This is a genomic window from Brevibacterium sp. FME17 (assembly GCF_014897515.1).
Lineage (GTDB): Bacteria > Actinomycetota > Actinomycetes > Actinomycetales > Brevibacteriaceae > Brevibacterium.
Genome location: NZ_JABUYD010000001.1, coordinates 55,981 through 76,168, shown reverse-complemented (window position 1 = coordinate 76,168; position 20,188 = coordinate 55,981). Strand labels below are relative to the sequence as shown.

The following is a 20,188-nucleotide window of genomic DNA, read 5'->3' as shown; positions in this document are numbered from 1 at the left end:
ATCGTTCTTTCATGATGTTTCGGTACCGGTTTCGAAGTCCTCGGCCGAGACGTTGTCGAGGAAGTCCCGGAACTGGGCCACTTCCTCTTCGTCTGCCTCGGGAGCTTCGATTCCGGACTCTTCGAGAAGTTCAGAGTCGACGTAGACGGGACACTGGGCCGTGAGGGCCAGGGTCACCGCGTCGGAGGGTCGCGCCGAGATCGACTTTCCGTCGTTCGTATGAAGTTCAGCCAGAAAGATCTGACCGTCACGGCCGGTGATCGTGACATCGGCCAATGACGCTTCATATGCTTCGAGGGTGTCGAGCAGAAGCGCGTGTGCCATCGGTCGCGGCGGGGTCAGGCCCCGTTGCGCAATCGAGAGTGCATTCGCTTCGATCGCCCCCACCCAGATGGGCAGATAACGGGCTGGCTCGGTTGCCTTGAGCAAAAGGATCGGTTGGTTGGCTGGCATCTCGATGCGAACACCAACAACCTCAACTTCGATATTTGACATTATCCCCCGGTCAGGAGCGCGGACGCTGCTGGAAAATCATCCGGAACTTGCCGATCTGCACATCGGCTCCGTTCTGCAGTTCAATGGAATCGATCAACTGACGGCCCACATAGGTCCCATTGAGCGAACCCGTGTCACGAAGCGTGAAACCACTCGGAGTCCGGATGAATTCAGCGTGCTTGCGCGACACTGTGACATCGTCAAGGAAGATGTCAGCGTTCGGGCTGCGACCCACGGTCACCACATCGGTGTCGAGCAGAATCTGCGAACCCGAGTCTGGGCCCGAGACGACGACGAGCAGTGCATCCGTGTCCTGGAGACCTTCGAGATCGGGTACGGGATGGATCTCTCCGGTATGCGGATCCAGAATTCCTTGGAACTGCTGGCTGCCGGAATCACCGGAGGCTGGCTCTTCATTGCGGTACTGCTGTCCCTGACCATTCCCGTTGTACGGGTTCTGACCCTGGCTGCCGTACTGCGGCTGACTGTTCGCACCGTAGGGATCCTGCGGCGCATATCCGCCACCCTGGGGTTGATTGCCCTGCGGAGGATACTGACCCTGCTGACCGCTGTTCTGCTGCGGGGCATTGCCGTACTGGGGTGCCTGGGGGCCGTTGTTCACGGGCTGCTGACCGTAGGGCGGAGTCTCCTGCGGAACTGGACCGCCCTGTGACTGCGGCGGCGCATAGTACTGCTGACCGTTACCCTGACTGCCGCCACCGGTCTGACCGTTAGGGTCAACCTGCTGGTTATGGCGTGTCTCGGGCCCTGTGCCTTCGTCACCGTTGCCGGCACCGAAGGGAAACTTCTTCGACTGCGGCACCTGACCGTTGTCATACCAGGACTGCGAGGGGTTGGGACGACCTTGATCGTTATTCTGCGACATTACGCCTCCTCGCTCTGAATGAGCTCTTGGTACTGCTCGCTGTCCAGCAGGGCCTCGACCTGCTCCGGATCACTGAGTTCGACGAGATACATCCATCCGTCCTGGAACGGGGAGGTATTCACGGTCTCAGGAGCGTCATCGAGTCCTTCGTTGACTTCCGTGATCGAACCGGACACGGGTGCGATGAGATCGGACACACTCTTCGTGCTCTCGACCTCGCCGCAGGACTCTCCAGCAGTGGTCTTATCTCCGACTTCAGGAAGATCGACATACACGACGTCACCCAGCTGTTCCTGGGCAAAATCGGTGATACCCACACGGACAACTGCACTGTTTTCCGTGGTCTCGACCCATTCGTGGTCGCGCGAGTATCGCAAGGACACTGGATAATCCAGGTTTGCCATGTCGACTCCTCTTAGCTTGTTGGTCCTCCAAGCATAGCCGCCTGAGGTGGTTTCATAACAATCACGAAACAGAAATGTTACCGATCCTCGGGACCAGCACAGGCTCGCGCCTGTCTCTCACGTGACTACCTGGGATGATACCCGTTTTTTCAAGGTCACGAAACGCAATTTTGGCACTTCGCCGATGATCGTTATAGGCTGGGCCTCGTTGCTTTCCGAAGCAGCACGGAAACGGGCTATAGCGCAGCTTGGTAGCGCGCTTCACTGGGGGTAAGGTGGCTTAGCCCTGGTTTGCCCGGGAACAAATGAATAGCGGGCTGTGGCGCAGCTTGGTAGCGCACATCACTGGGGGTGATGGGGTCGCAGGTTCAAATCCTGTCAGCCCGACGTAAAAGCCCAGGTCAGAGCATGTTTCTGACCTGGGCTTCGTCATGTCCGGGATCGTCCGCGATCGCCGTTGGCTCCTTTTGAATCTCTCGCCCGCGCCCTCTCCGGAGGGTGTCTGAAGGCGCCCAAGTTGATCACCCGGGACCAAACCGGGACCAGAAGCCCATTTTCGGCCTCACAGGCCACGCTCGTCGGGACCAGGCTTCGCCTTCGCGTGCCTCTTGCCCGAGGGCCGTTCGGGCGCCTCGGTCTGGGCGTCGAGGAATCGGTTGGCCAGCTCCCCCGCCTTGGCGATATGGCCGAGATCGGGGTGGAGGTAGCCCTTGGTCGTGTCGATCGATTTGTGGCCGAGGATCTTCTGGAGCACGTGCAGCGGGATGCCGGCATCGGCCATCCAGGTCGCTCCCGTATGCCGCAGACCATGCCGCGACAGCTGCGGCAGCCCCATCTCGGTCACGAGCGAATCCCACTTCGTGGCCCGGCTGACGTTCGCCGTCGTGATCACTCCTCCGCGCACGCCGATGAGCACCCGGTCGGTCGGCTCCTTCTCGGCCGTCAATCGTTCGAGGACGGGCACGAGCGGGCGCAGAATCGGCACAGGCCGCTCCTCCCTGCCCTTGGTCTGCTTCGTCACGAGCCCGCTCGAGGAAGGGAAGGTCTGCTTGCGGATCGTGACGATGTTCGCGTCCCAGTCGACGTCCTCGACCCAGAGACCCGCGACCTCGGAACTGCGCGCCGACAGCAGCGCACACAGCATCACGTAGTCGGAGTACGGCTGGCCGGCCTCACCGCAGGCCTCGGCGAGCTTGGTCAGCGTCTCCAGGTCCTTGATCGCGTGCGCGCGCGGAGAGGTATCGGCGGGGCTGCTGAAGTCGAACACCGTGCTCTTCCCATAAGAGCGACGGGAACGGTTGCGTGCTGGGTTCTTCTCGATCAGCTCATCCCGAACGGCCTCGTCGAGCACGCGCACGAGTGCGGCGACCGAGGACTTGATCAGCGAGGGCGAGAGCTTCAGCTCCCAGTCGTCGATGGTCCGGTCGATCATGCCGGTGCTGATCCCGGCTACCGGCACATGTCCCATCGCCGGAATCACCCGCAGCCGGAGTCCTGCCCAGTAGCCGGTGGCGGTCGAGGTCGGGTCGAGGCCGCGCTTCCAGCGGTCGCCGATCTGCTCGATGTAATCGCTCAACGTGATCGTCAGGTCCACTCCGACCTTCGCTGAGCGTTGCAGCTGGTCGAAGAAAGCCTCGGCCGCTTCTTCGTCGGGAACGACCAAGGCCCGGGTGATGCGCTTCTTCGTCGCCGGGTCGGTCCACCGTGCCCTGGCGCGGACGCCGGAGGCGCGGTGTTCGATGTCGGTGGAGACCTTCACCCCGATCGGCGGGAACGTCGGCGGTGTCTCAGGTGCGCTCATGGGTCTGTTCCAGGGAAGCCAGCCAGGCCTCGACGGCCTCGTACCGGTAGCGGGCGATCCCGCCCATCTGCATGAACGGTGGCCCCTTCTCATCGACGCGCCAGCGCGACAGCGTCGACTCGGAGACTTTCAGGTAGGCGGCGACCTCCCGGCTGTCCATCAACGGGGAGACGAGGATCTGCCCGGTCGGCTCGGTCACGGCCGCTCGCTCCACTCGGAGTTCACGATCTCCTGGACCTCCGCGTCCTGGGCACGCTGGCGCTCGAGCACCTGTTCTTCGACGAAGGAGACGAAGTCCTCGTTCCGGTTCTCCACCGGGTACTCGGTGCTGTCGGTCGGGGTGAACCCCTCGGCCTCGCCGCCGGGCCAGGGAGTGATGCGGGTGGCCCGATCACGGTCGAGCCGGCTGCCGGAGATGGTGACCCAGTCGCGGAGGCGTTCGCGGGCGGCGGCGAACTCGGCGTGGAAGACGACACCCATGTTGCCCTTGGCCTGCTGGTCGTAGCAGGTCAGCCACTGCTGCCTGAGCGCGGAGAGTTCCCAGATCATCTCCCAGTGTCGATGCCACATCGGCGGAATGATCTGTGGCGGCAGCCCATAGGTATGGCGCAACCAGTCCACGAACTGGTTGAGCTCGAGGAGCTCGTGCTCGAGATCCTCCGGACTCAGGCGGGTCCAGTCGATGGTCCGCGGGACGCTGCCGAGCTGCGCGCGGAGGTCTTTGGCGTACTCGCGCGAGACCATCTGCTTGACCTGCTTGAGCACTTCCGGGGGCAGATCGGAGATGTCAGCAGGTTCGTCGGGGTTCGTCGGTGTCGGCACGATGCCTCCCGGGTCGCAGGGTCACGAAGAAGAAAGGTGCGCGACGGTCAGCGGTGAGGGCGGCGTGGGGTGCCGACCGCCGCGCGGCCTGAGGGGGTCTTACCGAGACATCGCCTCGTGCCCGGGCGGCTCCGCGCGGGCCGGAGCGGGCTCAGCGGCGACCTCGTTCTGTCGCTGCGCGAGCACCTCGGCGACCGGGTCACCTGCCTGCCCGGCCTGGGGCTGCTGCCCGTCCGGCGGGCCCGCATTCGGTGCCGCCGGTGGCGCCTGCGCCGGGGCCGCAGCAGGAGCCTCCTGCTGGGCAGGAGCGTTCTGCGGCGGCGCAACGGGCGGCTGCGGAGCGACCGGCTGCTCGGGCGCCGCCTGTTGCTGTGCGGGCTGCTGGGGAGCCTGCTGCGCGGGCTGGGCAGGCGCCGTCTGGGCCGGCTGCTGCTGGGCCTGTGCCTGCTGGGCAGGAGCAGCCTGCGCGGGTGCCTGTTGGCCGAGCTGCTGCTGCGCGGGTGCCTGCTGGCCGACGGACTGCTGGCCCGTTGCCTGCTGCTGGGCTTTCTCGCGGGCGGCTGCGTCCTGGCGGGCTGCCTCGCGCTGCATCCCGTCGCGCTCGGCCGGGTACCGGTCGGGGCCGCGGTGGACGGTGTAGGTCGTGACGTTGTTGTCGTGGCCGATGTGCGAGGCGAGGAAATACTCCTCCGTGACCTGCTGCCCATCTCGGGTGGCGGTGTATTCCTTGTTGGCGCCGAAGGCGACGATGTCATCCCCTTTGCGGAACTTCTCGTGGGCGCGCTGCGCGGAGGCACCGAACATGACCATCCGGGTCTCGAGGGGCTCGAGTTCCTGCAGGACCCCGTTCTCATCGATCTGGGTCTGCGGGATCCCGACCCACGCGGAGAACCGCGGATCGTTGTTGACGGTCATCGACAGCTGCGGCCTGGACTTGATGAACCCGGAGATGCCGGGGCCGGTGGGAACGGGCATGATGTTTCCTCTCGCTTCGAACCCCGGCGGTCTCACCGGGGCTGCCCACCAGGTATGGGCCTCTCCCGGCACACCGCGACAACGACCATCCGGTCACAGGACAGTCATGCCGCGGATGGCCTCTCCGTGCCCGGCCGGGTGCCCGCGCGCAACAGCTCCTCGATCTCGGCGCGATCGGTACCCAACTGGCCAGCGTCGGCACGGGTGGGCCAGGCGCGGAGTTTCGTGATGATTGGGCGGGTCCAACAATTGTCTTGGAGATCGTCACGGCCGGCGTGTTGCCGTCCAGTGTTGGAGTCAGTGCCCTCATGGATTCCGCATATACTTCTGTCGCAGAAGCGGTCAAGGTCGTCAACTTGACCAGTAACACCGCTGACGTCGGTCACGATATGTCCATGCCCGACCTGACCCGCTTTCCTGCTCCGTGCGTAGCTGGCGCCGCAGAGGCCGTGGCAGCGCGAAGCCACGCAAGCATTCGCTGCCCAACCTTCTGTGTTCGAAAATCAACGACCAGGCTGTCGAGCGCAATAATCTCTATCTTCAGCACCATTAGATGCATGGCCCGCGATCCCGCAAGACGAACGGGCTCCTCAGCCACAAGTGCTCGCCTCACAGAGGCCGGAGCCGATTCGGGGCTGGAACCCGCCGCCGATTGAACAGGCGAGTCAGGTAAGGTTATACTCACTTCACATTTGTGCGCTGTACAGACACACCTACGCAGCACGGTCAGATGCTGTGCAGACTGTTCGATGAGCGGATGCTCGAGGGGAGGGCCCAAACCCGATGAGAGACCCACTGGCCGACGATCGACGACTTGACGACATCCTCAGTGACGGACTGGCCGAGGCCTTGGAGGACTGGGCTTCGCGAACACCGAAACTCGTGCACGAGGCCGACACTGCGCTGCATTTCGATCCAGCAAGTGCTGCGATCAAGCTCGCACAAGGAGGCGTTGGGGAACAATATCTCGTCTACGAGAGGGCGGGAACGTGGTATTTCGCCGCCGGACCTGCTGCTGAGGTGAGCGTCAGTAGCGACACGCTACACCTGCGGGTCGGCCAATGGCACCGGAGTATCCCCGTAGACGATCCCGTTGAAGCTGTCGCAACGGCATTAGCGTCCGTTCACAGGCATGGACCATCACGGTGCTACGGGTGGGCTTCTTTCGAATTGGCGTTCTTACTGTACGAGGATCGGCCTGGTGCAGGATCGGATACACTCATTCATCTAATGTTGCCTGAGGTCGAAGTGCAGCTCGACGGAAATGCAGCGCGCACCCGAACCTCAATTCCGGGAATGATTACTCGGATTACCGCACTGCTGCGTACCGAACCTGATACGTCCGACGCCATCTCGATCTCGCTCGAGGAACCCGACTTTGCGAATTATCAGAAAAAGGTCAGCATGGCAATCGCCAAGATCAAGAGCCGCGCCTTGGACAAGGTTGTTCTCTCGAGGGTCGTGCCACTTCCCGCTGAGCCCAAGATCGACCTGCCGCAGACTTATCTGTCAGGTCGCCGCGCGAACACGCCAGCGCGTTCGTTCCTTATTGACGTCGGCGGGTGGAAGGCAACTGGGTTCAGCCCTGAGACCATTGTCGAGGTTGACCCGACTGGACGTGTGCGTACACAGCCGCTGGCTGGTACTCGCGCGCTGCATCACCATCGTGAAACAGATAGTCGATTGCGTTCAGAGCTACTCAGCGACGCGAAGGAAGTGCATGAACACGCGATCTCTGTTCGTCTCGCTCTCGACGAGACACGATCGGTGAGCATACCGGGCTCGGTGGCCGTTACAGAGTTCATGGACGTAGAAGAACGTGGATCGGTGCAGCATATCGCCTCTCGCGTCACTGGGCAGCTGCAAGAGAACATGTCGTCTTGGTCGGCATTCGCAGCGCTCTTCCCAGCCGTGACCGTTACCGGCGTTCCGAAAGGGGCTGCGCTGCGAGTCATCCGAGAACTCGAGGGCGAGGAACGCGGCCTTTACGGCGGAGCGGTTCTCCTGGCTGACACGCAGGGTCAACTGGATGCCGCGTTGACACTTCGCACTGTCTTCCAGCGTGACGGACGAAGCTGGCTTCGTGCCGGTGCGGGTGTCATGGGCGAGTCCACGCCCGAACGTGAGTGGGAAGAAACCTGCGAAAAGCTACGCAGTATCGCCCCCTATCTTCGTGGACTGCGAATGTGAGTCCAGATCGTCCATCGTCCTCAGTGCACGGCGAAGAACGCTGATAGCAGGAGCCAGACGCGCGCCGTCGCCGATGCTCACTTACATCCGGAGCACCGGACCCTTGAACGGCCGTTTGCTGTGCCGCGTCCGTCCGCACACCCGGTGACTTTCAAGTTCCACGGCCCACACGATCGACCTCTTTCAAACCCATATGAATCGAGCTGTGCTGGACGAACCATCGTCTTCGATCTCTGCATTGATGATTTCGGCAAGATCAGTCGGACGGGAGTACCACGCGCTGTGGCCACTATCTACGGTGAAGTGACGCGTCCGTTTGGGGAGCGAGTTCACATACTCGTGTTGCATTCGCGGCTTAATGGCTCGATCGCGGGTTGTGAGAACATAGCTGACTCCGACGTTCTCTGGAATCTTGTAGCGCAATTCGGTGTCGAGTATCTGCACTGGTTCAGGAACGAGGCTATCAAGGAGTCGGTCTTGGTCCTCACGCGACAGATCATTGCAGAACACCGCTCGGGCCATCCATCGTGGCATGATCGTCGTTTTGTCTCCGCTCAGAAGGAATCTGCCAAACCATCGCAGAGGCGCAGGCAGCATATCCCAGAAACACGAGCCCGATGGGGGAACTACTGCAGCAACGAAGACAATTTTCTTGATCTTTCTCGGAGCCCGTTCCGCGGCCGCCAATGCGACTATCCCGGCCAGTGAATGGGCAACTATGACAGCTTCTCCTGGTTCATCGTTGATGGCGTCGACGATGGCTTCGGCAAATCCGTCTAGTGTCGGCGGCTGCTTCCCTGCCCCGGGTCGGCCGGGCAAGTTGATAGCAATCGTCCGATGCCGCAGGTGTGGGATCACCCTCTCCCAGCACCAAGCGCCGTGCATCCCGCCGTGGACGAGCAGAGAGAAACTACTCGTCATGTCTAGCCGTCTTCCTATTGAGGTGGTCCAGGGCGAGTCCGAAGGTGTCCGGTTCGAGTGGGACGTCTGCTGTGAGAGTTTGATCTCGGACCAGGAGCATTCTGGTGCAGGCCTTCCGGATGAATTCTGGATCGTGAGTGATCACCAGAATCGTTTTACCGCGCTCGGCCTGTTCGGTGATGCAGTCGACGACGCGGCGGAGATTTCTCCCGTCGAGTCCCGAAGTCGGTTCATCGAGCATGACGAACTGTCGGTTTTGCATGAGCGCTACAGCAATGGTCAGGCGTTGCTTTTGCCCACCGGACAGCGAGCCTGGGTGTCTGTTCCGGTACTCCCACAGCCCGAGTTGTGTGAGAACCCGTTGCGCTTGGGCCATAGAGTCGGGGGTGGACTTGGCGCCGTGCGTCATTTCTCCGAGCACGCTGTCTGAGAACAACTGGCTGTCGGCGTCCTGCATGACGAACCACGTGTTCAGGGACCGTTTGGCTCGGCGGGAATGGGCTCCGCGCAGGCAGATCGTACCCCTGCCTGCGCGCTCGAGTCCGCACAGGGTGCGGCCGAGCGTGGTCTTCCCGGCGCCGTTCGGTCCGGCGAGTGCGACGACTTCACCCGGTTGCAAGGTGAACGACAAGCTCGTCAACAATGATGCGCCGCGCCCTTTCCTGCGGACCGTGAGGTCTGTGACTTCGACGGTAGGGTCGCCGCCGAGCGAAGTGTGGGAGACATGCCGTGCCCCCGGTTCCGTGGTGCGGAGAACCGGGTCACGCAGGCCGAGTTCTTCGAGCGTGGCCTGTGGCAGGTTCTGCAGCTGGGCAGGGGTGTATTCGTGTCGGATGTCCCCGTCGTCCATGTAGACGATCCGGTCGGCGAGGTGCATGAGGTAGGTGAGGCGGTGCTCGGCTATCACGATGGTGCTGCCGGACTCCTTGAGCGTCGTCAGCACGCCTGCGAGTTCTCGGGTGGCGTCGAGATCGAGGTTGGCGGAGGGTTCGTCCATCACATAGAGGGGAGGGCGTGTGCCTGCCGCAGCGGCGACCGCGACCTTCTGCTTTTCGCCGCTGGAGAGGGTGAGGAGTGCGCGATCGAGGAGATGGCTGACACCCAGCCGGTGCGACAGGTCCTCGATGCGTGCCTGAATGTCTTCGGGTGGGAACCCGTAGTTCTCACATCCGAATGCCAGCTCGTCACGCACGACCGGTGCGAAGAACTGGGTCTTCGGATCTTGGAACACGCTGCCGACGAGCCGACCGTACTCCCACGATTGCAGTTCGCGGGCGTTCGTTCCATCGATCTGCACGCCGCCTTCGAGTTCCCCGCCGTAGAACCCGGGGACGAGCCCGTTGAGGACCCGGGTGAGGGTGGTCTTGCCACAGCCGCTGGGCCCGGTGAGGACGACGAACTCGCCGCGGCTGACTTGGAAGGACACGTGGCGCAGTTGCGTGGCCCCGGCCGTGTACGAGAAACTCACGTCGTCGAGGTGGATCATATCGATGTACCTGTCACGAGCTGGTCTGCCAGCACCCATCCGAGCGCCGTGATCGCGCATGCCGCGGCGATCACGTCGACCGGTTGGAAGCGAAGCTGCCGCAGCGATGTTCGGTGACCGGGGTTGTCGGCCCCGCGGGTGGCCGCAGAGACCGATAGGTCGTCGGAGACCTTCATGCTCCGCATCAGCAGAGGCACGTAGATCGATTCGACGACCATCATAGGGTGTGCCGCAGTTCGCCACGACAGCGCGGACAAGCCACGCAGTTTCATCCCGTCGCGAATCGATGCGAACTCCGACCTGATCGTCGGCAGAAAGCGCAGAATGACCGCGCAGGGAAGCACGAGCGCACGAGGCGCCCGGAGCCGCTGCAACGCCCCGACGAGCTCACCTGGCGGTGTCTCGGCAAGGCATTGCACCAGCATCGCGACGGGCATGATCCGTGCTGCGAAGAATACCATGAAGCCGAGCATCAGCCCTGGCCCGGTCGCATACTCAACGATTCCGTACTGCACCAGATACAGCAGCACGAACACGCATACGCCGGTCATGGCCTGCAGCCACATGCCCGTGAGCAGCAGATAGGCCGATGCTCCGGCGACGAGACAGAACAGGCCCGCTGCGTCTACGAGGAGCGTGAGCACGCTGCACAGCAGGAGCAGGAGCATTGTCGTGCGCGGGTCGAACCGCAGCCAGCCTGGTCTCATGCGGCGCTGATGATCCCGGCCTTGACGAAGTGCTTTGACAGGAGCTTCCGCCCCATCCAGTGCCCGAGCAGGGCCAGGACGGCACCGGCGATCACGGACACTGCCACCGCACCCGGGGAGGTCGCGAAACGAAGGAACAGTTCGGCCGAGGCGCCCATGCTCTCGAACTGGTCATAGTAGGTGTCGCCGAAGAGGTAGATGGGCAGGTAGGAGCCGATCGAGAACATGATTCCGAAGATCATGTAGGTCACAGCGTTGAGCATGCCGTTGCGGTACGCTCGCGGTCGCCACAGAATGGTCTCGCAGATCAGGCCGGCGGCCAGGTAGAAGGGGATCATGTAGAAGAACCCCGGCAGCGCGGAGATGATCGCGATGATCAGGTAGAACAGCACAGCGGTTCCGCGCTTAGCGACTCGATAGCTCATCAGGACATACACCGGGGCTGAGAACAGCGCGCACAGGCCGCCGACGACAGGGTAAGCGAAGCCATAGATCGGGGTGAGGATCATGCCGATCACGGTGTTAATCACCATCGCGAGGACACCGCAGATGCCAATGGTGACGAGGTCTTTGACCCCCAGCCGCCTTCGCGGCGAGGTGGAATTGTCCCGGGTTGAAGTGTTCATAGCGGTCCTTTCGAGCAGTGTTTAGGCAGGAAGTCACCAGTAGGCATTTGGCGCGAGACCGTACCGTCGAATTGGTGCGTGCCGGCCCTCGACCTCCTCGATCCGTGAGGAGCCAGGCTCATATGGAGGGCGAGTCTAAAGCTGTGATCCACTCCGATCGTGTCCCCAGCGTTCCTGGCTCGGCCACTCACCGAAGCAGGCTCCAGGCTCCCGGTGATGCCTGCCACGACGTTTGCCTCAACGTTCATGGCCGGCGTCCTGCGTTGGCACGTCCGAATTCGTCGCATCGCCTTCGGGCGGAGTCGGGAGGGACTGATGCAGGGTTAGGTGACATCTAATCTGGCTTGTTGACAGGCAAGCCTGGAAGGATAGACACCATGCCACAGCCCTACCCGAAAGAATTCCGCGACGACGTCATCCAGGTCGCTTTGAACCGGGACTCGAAGACGACGATCGCTCAGATCGCCAAGGACTTCGGGATCCATGAAGGCACCCTGAACAAATGGATCCGCCAGGCCGAGATCGATGCCGGCAACAAACCTGGCAAGTCCACCGACGAATCAGCAGAACTGCGAGAACTACGACGGCGGACTCGCCTGCTGGAGCAAGAGAACGAGGTCCTGCGCCGTGCTGCCGCGTATCTGTCACAGGCGAACCTGCCGTCAAAAGGCTCTACCCGCTCGTGAGAGAGCTCGCCGCCGACGGGATCCCCGTCGCGGTGTCGTGCCGGGTCTTGAAGCTCTCACGCCAGCCCTACTACCGGTGGCTGGCAGCACCGGTTCCTGAAGCCGAGGTCGCCGAAGCCTATCGGGCCAACGCACTCTTCGACGCCCACCGCGACGACCCGGAATTCGGATACCGGTACCTCGCAGATGAGGCGGAGTCGGCAGGCCAGCCTATGGCTGTTCGCACTGCGTGGCGGTTGTGTTCGTCCAATGCCTGGTTCTCGGCCTTCGGCAAGGGGCGGGCGAAGAACGGGAAGAAGCCGGGACCACCGGTTCACGACGATCTATGCGCGTTTGTCGATGCCGACGGACGGACCAGACACGAGTTCCATGCTGATGCCCCGAATCAGCTGTGGTTAACCGACATCTCGGAACACCACACGGGTGAGGGCAAGCTGTACCTCTGCGCCGTCAAAGACGCCTACTCCTCGCGCATCGTCGGATATTCGATCAGTTCGAGGATGAAGGCCCGGTTGGCTGTTGATGCCCTCGAGATGGCTGTGGCCAGGCGCGGTGATGTGGCCGGATGCAAGACGCACAGCGACCGCGGCAGCCAATTCCGGTCGAAGAAATTCACTCGGGCTTTGGCCCGTCATGGCATCATCGGGTCGATGGGCAGAGTCGGCGCGGCTGGCGACAACGCAGCGATGGAGAGCTTCTTTGCGCTGTTGCAGAAGAACGTTCTCGACCGCCGCCGATGGGCGACCCGTGACCAACTGAGAATCGCGATAGTGACGTGGATCGAGCGGACGTATCATCGACGTCGCCGACAAGCTCGGTTGGGTCGTTTGACACCGATTGAGTACGAAGCGATCATTGAGTCACCTGCACTCGCAGCGTGACACTTGAATTGTCACCTCTCCTTGCATCAGTCCCGGATGCGTCGGAATCGGGGGTGAAGGAGAACGAACACGGAGACGATGGCCATGATGGCCGCGCCGACGATGATCGGCAGAGAGGTCCAGACGCCGTACAGGACGGTACCGGCGGTGGGTGCGACGACGAAGGTGAGACCCATGTTGGCGGCGATGAGCCCGGCCAGGCCTCCTTGTTCCTCGCGGGAGACCAACAGTGTTGGTCCGGCGGTGTAGCCGGGCATGGCGGTACCCAAGCCCAGGCCGATGAGGGCGATCGATCCGAAGAGGGCGACCGGCCCGGCATCGGGGATCAGCACGAGGAATCCGAGCAGCGCAACCACGCCGCCCACACGCAGCAGGGTGGCCGGGCCCCATCCCGTACTAGGAACAACGACTGTCTGGGCGAGGATCATGCCGATACCTGCGGCCAGGAGGGCCGCGCCGGTGAGCACTCCGGCTGTCTTCGCGTCCAGGTGAAGTCGGTCTTGGACTATGAAGCCCGTGACGATCTGGATGAACCCCAGGGCGGTGAACATGCCGAACCCGGCGAGCAGGAACGGCCACACCCGCGAGTCTGTCGGCCGGACGCTCGTAGGCTTCTCGATCAGTGTGGTGCGCGCCTCGGGGCGCAGCCGAAGGGCGACCAGCACGAGGCCGAGGGCGAGGAGCACCGGGACGGAGAGGATCGGGGCCATCAGCCCGAAAGCGGCGAGCAGGCCACCGACAACGGAACCGGCGATCTGAGCCACGCCCTGGACCGCGCCCACACCGGCCATGCCCTTGATCCGGGTGGTCTCATCGGTGGTGACATCAGCGATGTAGGCCTGCGCGGTTGGTTGGATAGCAGCAATGGCGGTGCCGAACCCGATACCGCGCAGCACGACGAACAGCGCGAACAGAACGGTGCCGCTGAGAGCGCCGATCATGCCGACCTGGGAGATCAGCGCGAAGGCTGCCGTCGCGATCGCACCGAGGGCCAGCGCCGCGAGGAGAACGCGTTTGCGTCCCAGCGACTGCGACCGGCGCCCCCATATCTGAGCCGTGAGCACCACCATGATCGCTGCTGTGCTGATGGTCACCCCGACCTGCCATTCGGCCAGGCCGACCTCGCGTGAGAGCGGGGCAATGATGGGGTTCAGCGTCATCTGCGCCAGGTAGGCCAGGAACACCGCCGTTAGCACCAGCTTGATCTGCGCGGGGTTGCTTGTCGTCATCCTCGGGGGTCCTTCAGTGCATCCGGGTCGGTCACGATGACGGCGTAGCATGTGTGCGCACACCGCGCTGTTCTCGCGTGTCGTTTCATGAGGCGTCGGTGGGGTGGGTGACGCGCCAGCCTTGGGCCCGTTCGCGTTCGGCCCAGAAGTCGGCGTACAGACCTGTGCCGGCGACGAGGTCGGTGTGGGTGCCGTGCTCCACGATCGCGCCGTCATCGAGGACGAGGATCTGGTCGGCTCCGGCGATCGTCGTCAGGTCGTGGCTGACGATCAGCATGGTTCGGCCTTCAGACAGTGCGGCCAGGCCGGCGTGGACGGCGATCGCGTTCTCCGGATCGAGCGATGCGGTGATCTCGTCGAGAAGCACGATGGGCGAGTCCTTGAGGAAGGCTCGCGCGATGGAGACGCGCTGACGCTCTCCGCCAGAGAGCGCGACTCCGGCCTCGCCGACCTGCGTGTCGAGGCCGTGGGGCATCCGGTCGATGATCTCGTCGACGCGGGACAGACGGATCGCCTCGCGCAGTTCGTCGTCAGTGGCCTCCGGGTTGCCGAAACGGATGTTGGCCTCGATCGTGTCATCGAGCAGGTAGACGTTCTGTTGGACCACCGAGAGCTGCTCCATCACGGTCTGTACCGGCAGCAGCCTGGCATCGACACCGCCAATGCGCACAGTGCCTGCGTCGGGGTCGAAGAACCTGGCGGCCAGCTGCAGGATCGTGCTCTTGCCCGATCCTGACGGCCCTACCAGAGCGGTAGTGGTTCCCGGGTGCGCCGAGAAAGTCACCTCGTGCAGCACTTGTCGACCCCCGGGATATGTGAAGTCGACGTGGTCGAAGGCGAGTTCTCCGGCCTGTTCGATGCTGTCTGTGCCCTCGGGTTGCGCGGGTTCGTCGAGGACATTGTCGATGCGATCCAGGTCGTGACCGGCGAGCCGGAGCGCGGAGCCGAGGTCGGCGGCGTCGATGAGTGGACCGGTGAAGCGTGCGGCGGCGAACAGCACCACGGCGGCGGTCGCCGCGCTCGCCGCGCCGGTGAGGGACTGCCACACGGCGATGACGATGACGGCGGCGAACATCAGCTGCACGGCGGTCGCGAAGCCGATCAGGCCGGGCAGGCTGGTGCGCAGCGAGCGGCGGGAGGCTTCCTGTTGGGCGCGGTGTGCTCTCGCCAGCATGCCGTTGCCGGCCTGATCGGCCCGGAATGCCCTCATCACCGGCTGGGCGCGAGTGAACTCCACGACGCGGCTGGCCGCCTCAACCGCCGCCTGGTCGATCTGATCGGCCGAGCGCTCAGCGAGCGCGGCCGCCCACCGGTACACCAGATACAGGAGTGGGGCGGCGATCAGCATCGTCAGCGCCACCGGCCAGTCGATGAACAGCAGCCCTAGCGCGATGGTCATGGGCGTAACGACGGTGGTCACCAGCGGCTGGATCAGGGTCGAGGCGGCCGTCCACACGGCGGTCGTGCCCTGGGAGACTGATTGCGAGAGTCTTCCGGTGCGATCGGAGGAGAACCAGCCCACCGGCAGCACGCCGAGGTGGTCGATGATGCTGCGGTGCAGGCCGCGCATCAGGGCGAGCCCGATCCGGGATCCCAGCACGCTCTGGATCGAGAATGCGATGCCCGCGATGACAGCGGCACCGATCACCGAGAGGATCCACGGCCAGCTCGCAGAAGCTTCACCTGCGAGCAGGTGGCGTAGTGCGGGGATCGCCAGCAGCAGCGCGACGCCCTGGAGGATCCCGTAGGCGACGCAGACGGTGAGGAAGGCGCGCATCTTCGCCCGGTCGTCCGATGCGAGGATCGGCAGCAGCTTGCGGATCATGCGGTCGTTCCTTCCTGGGCGTTCCACAGAGCGGCGTAGAGTCGGCCATGGTCCAGCAGTTCGTCATGGCGGCCGGTCTCGACGACCCGGCCGCCCTCGAGAACCACGATCTGGTCCGCGTCGGTGATCGTGCGCAGCCGGTGCGCGATGACGAGGACCGCACGGCCTGCGATCAGCGTTGACAGGGCGTCCTGGACGGCTGCTTCTGATTCGGGATCTGCGAAGGCGGTGGCTTCGTCTAGCACCACGATGGGAGCGTCAGCGAGCATGGCCCGTGCGATGCACAGCCGCTGGGTCTCACCGCCGGACGGAGTCACCTGCTCGTGCACGATCGTGTCGTAGCCATGCGGCATGGACATGATCACGTCGTGGATCTGCGCCGCTCGCGCTGCCGCCTCCACGGTCGCGTCGTCAGCGTCCGGGGCCGCTAGGCGCAGGTTGTCGCGCACGCTCATGCGCAGCAGAACGTTGTCCTGGAACACGAATGCGACTCGCCGGTAGATCTCTTCGGGAGCCGCGTGCCGCAGGTCGACTCCGCCGATCCGGATCGCACCGTCGGTGACGTCCCAGAACCGGGGCAGCAGCCGCGCCAGCGTGGACTTGCCGGAGCCCGATGGGCCCACCAGTGCTGTGACGGTGCCGGGTCGCAGTACGAGGTCGATGTCCGAGAGCACGTCGGTCTGCCCATCGTAGGAGAATCGCACGCCGTCGTACTCCACCACGGCACCCTCCGGGGTGCGTGGATGCGCGACCTGCGGTAGTACCGGGGTGCGGAGCAGGTCGCCCAGCCGCGCCGCTGCCGCGGTGGCGGTGCGCATTGCCTGCGCCCCGATCCCCATGTTCAGCACCGGTGCACCCAGTCCGACCCCGATCATCAACGCCAGCAGCACCTCGGCCGGCGCCCCCCACCCTGAATGGACGAACCAGGCCCCTGTCGCGAGCACCAGGGCGATCACCGTCGGCGGTGCCAGTACCGCACTCGCCAGCGCGTTGACGCGTAGCAGTGGTCCCATCCAGCGTTCGAAGAACACGGCCAGCTCGTCACCGACTGCGTGGTAGCGCTCCTGAGTGCTGCGCGTCCGGCCGAATGTCTTCACGACCGCGATGCCCTGCACGAACTCCACGATCCGGGAGTTCACCCGGCCCAATGCCTCGTCCCAGCGTGCCGCGTTCTCCGTGTTTCCGCGCATCATCACGCTCAGTCCGACGAAGTACAGCAGCACCGGCACCAGGCACACCAGGCCCAATCGCCAGTTGACGACGAACAGCAGTACGAATCCCGCGAGCGGGGCCACTATGGCTCCCACCAGGTCGTTGATCGCGTGTGCCACCAGATGATGCACGTCGTGCACGTCATCTTGCAGGCGGCGCTTCACCTGACCCGAGGAGCGTTCTCCGAACCAGCCCAGCGGCACCCGCCACAGCCGATCGGTCAATCGTTGCCGAAGCGCCTGGCCCACCGTTCCGTCCGCTCCGTGAGTGATGGTGTATGCCGCCCCTGTCGCGGCAGTGCGCACCAACACGCCGATCACGGCGATGACCGCCCACGCCCACACCACGTTCCCGCTCGCGCCTGCCGGCTGCAACAGTTCCTCGACGATCCGATAGATCGCGACATACGGCACCAAGGACGTCAGCGCGCCAAGCGCTTGGAACGCCCCCGCCAGGATCAGCCGCCCACGCACCGGAGCGAGCAGCGAGCCGAGGCTCTTGTCACTACCAGCGGCTCTCGTCTCGGGCTCAAGCGTATCCGGCGCCGACTCGGATTGAGCGTCGGGCAACACAGCCTGAGTAGCGGTCGCATCATCGGGCATGAGCCATCCTTTCAAGCATCCACTCATCGACGGTCTGCACGGTCCCCGATCGCGGGCCCTGTGCAGTGCACAAATCTTTGAAGTGAGTGTACCCTTACCCGGCGCGTTTGTTCAACTCAACGGACAACTACGCCGGGTATCGTGGTGGCACGACACTCCGCGGATGGGAGCCGAGCATGACAAAGCCGAAGGCAAAGAAGAGCAAACGCCAGCGCGGACCGCGCACCGCCGCGGACGAAGCCCCCTTGACTACAGAGCAGATCATCGAAGCCGGAGTCCGCCTCACAGCCGCCCGCGGCCTAGCCGGGTGGTCCACTCGGGACCTCGCGAAAGAGGTCGGCTGCTGGCCGACGGCGATTGCGCACCGCGTCGGCCCACGCCACGAGGTCGACCGCGTCATCGTCGACGCCGTCATGTGCTCAGTCGACTTACCGTCACCAGAACTCTCGTGGCGACCGTGGTATCAGCAGCTCCTCACCTCGCTGCACGACACACTGTCTGCGCACCCCGGCGTCGCCCGCTGGCTCGGCATGGCCGCCACGACCGTCCCTGCGGCGGTGCTGATGATCGATACCGGGGTCAGCAAGCTCGCTGAGGCCGGCTTGGGCGACGAAGCACCCGCCGCACACATCATGCTATTGAATACCGCCGTGCACCTGATCGCCTCCGAAGACGAGCGAGATGTCGACCCCAAGCTTCAGGACGCGATCCTCGCAAGCCTCGGCATGTTGTCCGAGGACAGTCAGCATCCAGGGGCGGCAATGTTCGCGGACACGCTCGCCCATGCCTTTGACCTCGATAGGCTCTACAACTACGCAGTCGAGCGTGCACTCGACGGCGTCGCAGCCCGCATTGCGACGAGACAGCCGATGAAACCATAGGCAACATCTCATTAGGGTAGCCTCACCTAAAGGCATCGGGTACACTAGCACCGATCGATAATTTGTGCACTGCACACCTGGCATCGGATTGTCGGTCCTACCCGGCGCGGACACCCTCCCCAGGCGGATCTCCGGTCACCCGCGCTTGCCGAGCCCATCGGAGGTGATTGCCTTGTCCGCGACAGACAGCACTGACGCCTGGCCGCCGGACTCCGATGAGTCCCTTCGGTCAACTCGCAGAGCGTCGCCGCCAGCGCACAACGATCTCGACGAGTCACTGATGGACGCAGACCCCCAGCTGCACACCCTCGTGTCGGAGGAAATGTCACGTCAGCGGCAGACGTTGGAGATGATCGCATCGGAAAACTTCGCGCCAGTCTCCGTGCTTCAGGCGCAGGGTTCGATACTGACAAACAAGTATTCCGAGGGATATCCGGGCCGTCGCTACTATGGCGGATGTGCCCATATCGATGAGATTGAACGTCTCGCGATTGATCGGGCTCGGAAGCTGTTCTCGGCCGACCACGCAAATGTGCAGCCGCACTCTGGAGCTCAGGCGAACGCCGCTGCGTTCGGCGCCCTGATGAAACCTGGTGACACGGTGATGGGTTTGGCCCTTTCCCACGGCGGGCACCTCTCACACGGCACGACAATGAATGCTTCAGGAACCTTCTACAAAGCTGTCCGATATCACCTGGATTCCGATACCGGGCTGGTGAACTTGGAGACCGTGGCCCGTCTCGCGCGCCAGCATCGACCGCGAGTCATCGTTGCAGGGTGGACAGCCTATCCGAGGACGGTTGACTGGGCCGGGTTCCGACATACCGCCGACGAGGTCGGCGCCTTTCTCGTCGCGGATATGGCACACCTTGCTGGCCTGATCGCAGCCGGTGTGTACCCCTCGCCGGTGCCGTATGCCGATGTCGTCACCAGCACGACCCACAAGACTCTCGGAGGTGCGCGCGGTGGGCTGGTCCTCTGCCGGGGCTCACTGGCCGACCGAATCGACGCGGCTGTTTTCCCCGGGCACCAAGGCGGAGCGCTCAATCAGAGCATCGCCGCCAAGGCTGCCACCTTCCATCTCGCCGGCCGACCTGGGTTTGTCGAGCGCCAACGGCGAACACTTCAAGGCGCGAAGATCATCGCCGAGCGGCTCTGTCAGCCCGACATCAGATCATCGGGGATCCAGGTGGTGACCGGTGGCACTGACTGTCATCTCGTGTTGCTTGATTTGTCCGAAGCAATAGAACAAGGCCAGTTCACCGACGGTGCAGACGCAGAACAGTATCTGGAGAGTATTGGCGTGACAGTCAATCGCAATACGGTTCCGAACGAGACGCGCACATCCCGTCGACCTTCTGGGCTTCGGCTGGCCACTTCGGCCCTTGCGACTCGCGGTTTCGACGACTCCGCCTTCGCCGAGGTCGCCGAGATCCTGGCCGACGCCCTAACCCGAGCGGAGAACGGTCCCAGCCTCGCGAGCCGCGTCTCCGCACTGGCCAACCGGTATCCGCTCTATGCCACAACCAGCCTGCCCTGAGCACCCATACACTTCAAGG

18 protein-coding genes and 1 tRNA gene are annotated in these 20,188 nt (G+C 63.6%); 5 read left to right on the top strand and 14 right to left on the bottom strand.

Features of this window, described 5'->3' with window-relative positions:
• Positions 1-9: 9 nt before the first annotated feature.
• Genes INT40_RS00310 through gcvH form a run of 3 tightly spaced genes read right to left on the bottom strand, consistent with a single transcriptional unit; the run spans position 10 to position 1,785 of the window.
• Entirely contained in the window at positions 10-495 is a 486-nt protein-coding gene (locus INT40_RS00310) for a bifunctional nuclease family protein (protein ID WP_101570464.1), read from the bottom strand.
• Between the two features lie 10 nt (positions 496-505).
• On the bottom strand, positions 506-1,381 hold the full coding sequence (locus tag INT40_RS21290; RefSeq protein WP_193095232.1) for an FHA domain-containing protein: 876 nt from the start codon (positions 1,379-1,381) through the stop codon (positions 506-508).
• Positions 1,381-1,785 (bottom strand): glycine cleavage system protein GcvH, encoded by a 405-nt coding sequence (gcvH, locus tag INT40_RS00300; protein WP_101570465.1) that lies wholly within the window; start codon positions 1,783-1,785, stop codon positions 1,381-1,383. Before gcvH ends, INT40_RS21290 begins: the two co-directional genes overlap by 1 nt.
• 313 nt (positions 1,786-2,098) lie before the next feature.
• Here gcvH and INT40_RS00295 point away from each other — a divergent pair.
• Positions 2,099-2,172: transfer RNA gene (locus INT40_RS00295), tRNA-Pro, on the top strand.
• A gap of 175 nt (positions 2,173-2,347) precedes the next feature.
• Here the strand turns inward: INT40_RS00295 and xerC are convergent.
• From xerC to INT40_RS00275, 4 genes are all read right to left on the bottom strand, one after another.
• Positions 2,348-3,586 carry a tyrosine recombinase XerC gene (gene xerC / locus INT40_RS00290; protein WP_096158832.1) on the bottom strand — a complete coding sequence of 413 codons (1,239 nt, stop codon included), beginning with the start codon at positions 3,584-3,586 and terminating at the stop codon, positions 2,348-2,350.
• The gene (locus INT40_RS00285; RefSeq protein ID WP_240516312.1) at positions 3,573-3,785 is read right to left on the bottom strand and encodes a helix-turn-helix transcriptional regulator; all 213 of its coding nucleotides are present in this window, start codon (positions 3,783-3,785) and stop codon (positions 3,573-3,575) included. Before INT40_RS00285 ends, xerC begins: the two co-directional genes overlap by 14 nt.
• Positions 3,782-4,408: a hypothetical protein gene (locus tag INT40_RS00280; protein ID WP_096158833.1), complete on the bottom strand. Its 627-nt coding sequence runs from the start codon at positions 4,406-4,408 to the stop codon at positions 3,782-3,784. The genes INT40_RS00285 and INT40_RS00280 overlap by 4 nt, the downstream gene beginning before the upstream one ends.
• Positions 4,409-4,507: 99 nt before the next feature.
• Positions 4,508-5,383 (bottom strand): single-stranded DNA-binding protein, encoded by an 876-nt coding sequence (locus INT40_RS00275; RefSeq protein WP_096160802.1) that lies wholly within the window; start codon positions 5,381-5,383, stop codon positions 4,508-4,510.
• Positions 5,384-6,166: 783 nt separating this feature from the next.
• On the opposite strand from INT40_RS00275, the gene INT40_RS00270 reads away from it, so the two are divergent.
• Entirely contained in the window at positions 6,167-7,573 is a 1,407-nt protein-coding gene (locus tag INT40_RS00270; protein WP_096157079.1) for a salicylate synthase, read from the top strand.
• A gap of 183 nt (positions 7,574-7,756) precedes the next feature.
• Here the strand turns inward: INT40_RS00270 and INT40_RS00265 are convergent, their stop codons facing one another.
• From INT40_RS00265 to INT40_RS00250, 4 genes are read right to left on the bottom strand one after another with little or no spacing between them, the layout of a single operon-like run.
• The gene (locus tag INT40_RS00265) at positions 7,757-8,494 is read right to left on the bottom strand and encodes an alpha/beta fold hydrolase (RefSeq protein WP_096157080.1); all 738 of its coding nucleotides are present in this window, start codon (positions 8,492-8,494) and stop codon (positions 7,757-7,759) included.
• Positions 8,484-9,980, bottom strand: a complete 1,497-nt coding sequence (locus INT40_RS00260) for an ABC transporter ATP-binding protein (protein WP_193095231.1) — start codon at positions 9,978-9,980, stop codon at positions 8,484-8,486. Before INT40_RS00260 ends, INT40_RS00265 begins: the two co-directional genes overlap by 11 nt.
• Entirely contained in the window at positions 9,977-10,687 is a 711-nt protein-coding gene (locus INT40_RS00255) for an energy-coupling factor transporter transmembrane component T family protein (protein ID WP_096157082.1), read from the bottom strand. The genes INT40_RS00260 and INT40_RS00255 overlap by 4 nt, the downstream gene beginning before the upstream one ends.
• Positions 10,684-11,313, bottom strand: a complete 630-nt coding sequence (locus tag INT40_RS00250) for an MptD family putative ECF transporter S component (RefSeq protein ID WP_096157083.1) — start codon at positions 11,311-11,313, stop codon at positions 10,684-10,686. The genes INT40_RS00255 and INT40_RS00250 overlap by 4 nt, the downstream gene beginning before the upstream one ends.
• A gap of 377 nt (positions 11,314-11,690) precedes the next feature.
• Between INT40_RS00250 and INT40_RS00245 the strand changes: the two genes are divergently transcribed.
• Positions 11,691-12,880, top strand: a protein-coding gene (locus INT40_RS00245; protein WP_226824317.1) for an IS3 family transposase whose coding sequence is annotated in 2 segments (ribosomal slippage) — positions 11,691-11,975 and positions 11,978-12,880 — 1,188 coding nt in all. Because the reading frame shifts where the segments join, the coding sequence is not laid out codon by codon here.
• A gap of 26 nt (positions 12,881-12,906) precedes the next feature.
• On the opposite strand, the gene INT40_RS00240 is transcribed toward INT40_RS00245, so the two are convergent.
• The 3 genes from INT40_RS00240 to INT40_RS00230 all read right to left on the bottom strand — a co-directional run bounded on the left by INT40_RS00240 (position 12,907) and on the right by INT40_RS00230 (position 17,748).
• Positions 12,907-14,109: an MFS transporter gene (locus tag INT40_RS00240; protein ID WP_193095230.1), complete on the bottom strand. Its 1,203-nt coding sequence runs from the start codon at positions 14,107-14,109 to the stop codon at positions 12,907-12,909.
• 85 nt (positions 14,110-14,194) lie between these two features.
• A complete protein-coding gene (locus tag INT40_RS00235) occupies positions 14,195-15,934 on the bottom strand; it encodes an ABC transporter ATP-binding protein (RefSeq protein WP_096160804.1) in 1,740 nt (579 codons plus the stop codon).
• Entirely contained in the window at positions 15,931-17,748 is a 1,818-nt protein-coding gene (locus INT40_RS00230) for an ABC transporter ATP-binding protein (RefSeq protein WP_073884833.1), read from the bottom strand. The genes INT40_RS00235 and INT40_RS00230 overlap by 4 nt, the downstream gene beginning before the upstream one ends.
• 176 nt (positions 17,749-17,924) lie before the next feature.
• Between INT40_RS00230 and INT40_RS00225 the strand changes: the two genes are divergently transcribed.
• Together INT40_RS00225 and glyA are read left to right on the top strand one after the other, a co-directional pair.
• Positions 17,925-18,629, top strand: a complete 705-nt coding sequence (locus tag INT40_RS00225) for a hypothetical protein (protein WP_073884832.1) — start codon at positions 17,925-17,927, stop codon at positions 18,627-18,629.
• A 280-nt stretch (positions 18,630-18,909) separates the two neighbouring features.
• Complete coding sequence (gene glyA, locus INT40_RS00220) at positions 18,910-20,169, top strand: serine hydroxymethyltransferase (protein WP_096157085.1); 1,260 nt, start codon at positions 18,910-18,912, stop codon at positions 20,167-20,169.
• The last annotated feature ends 19 nt before the right edge of the window (positions 20,170-20,188 follow it).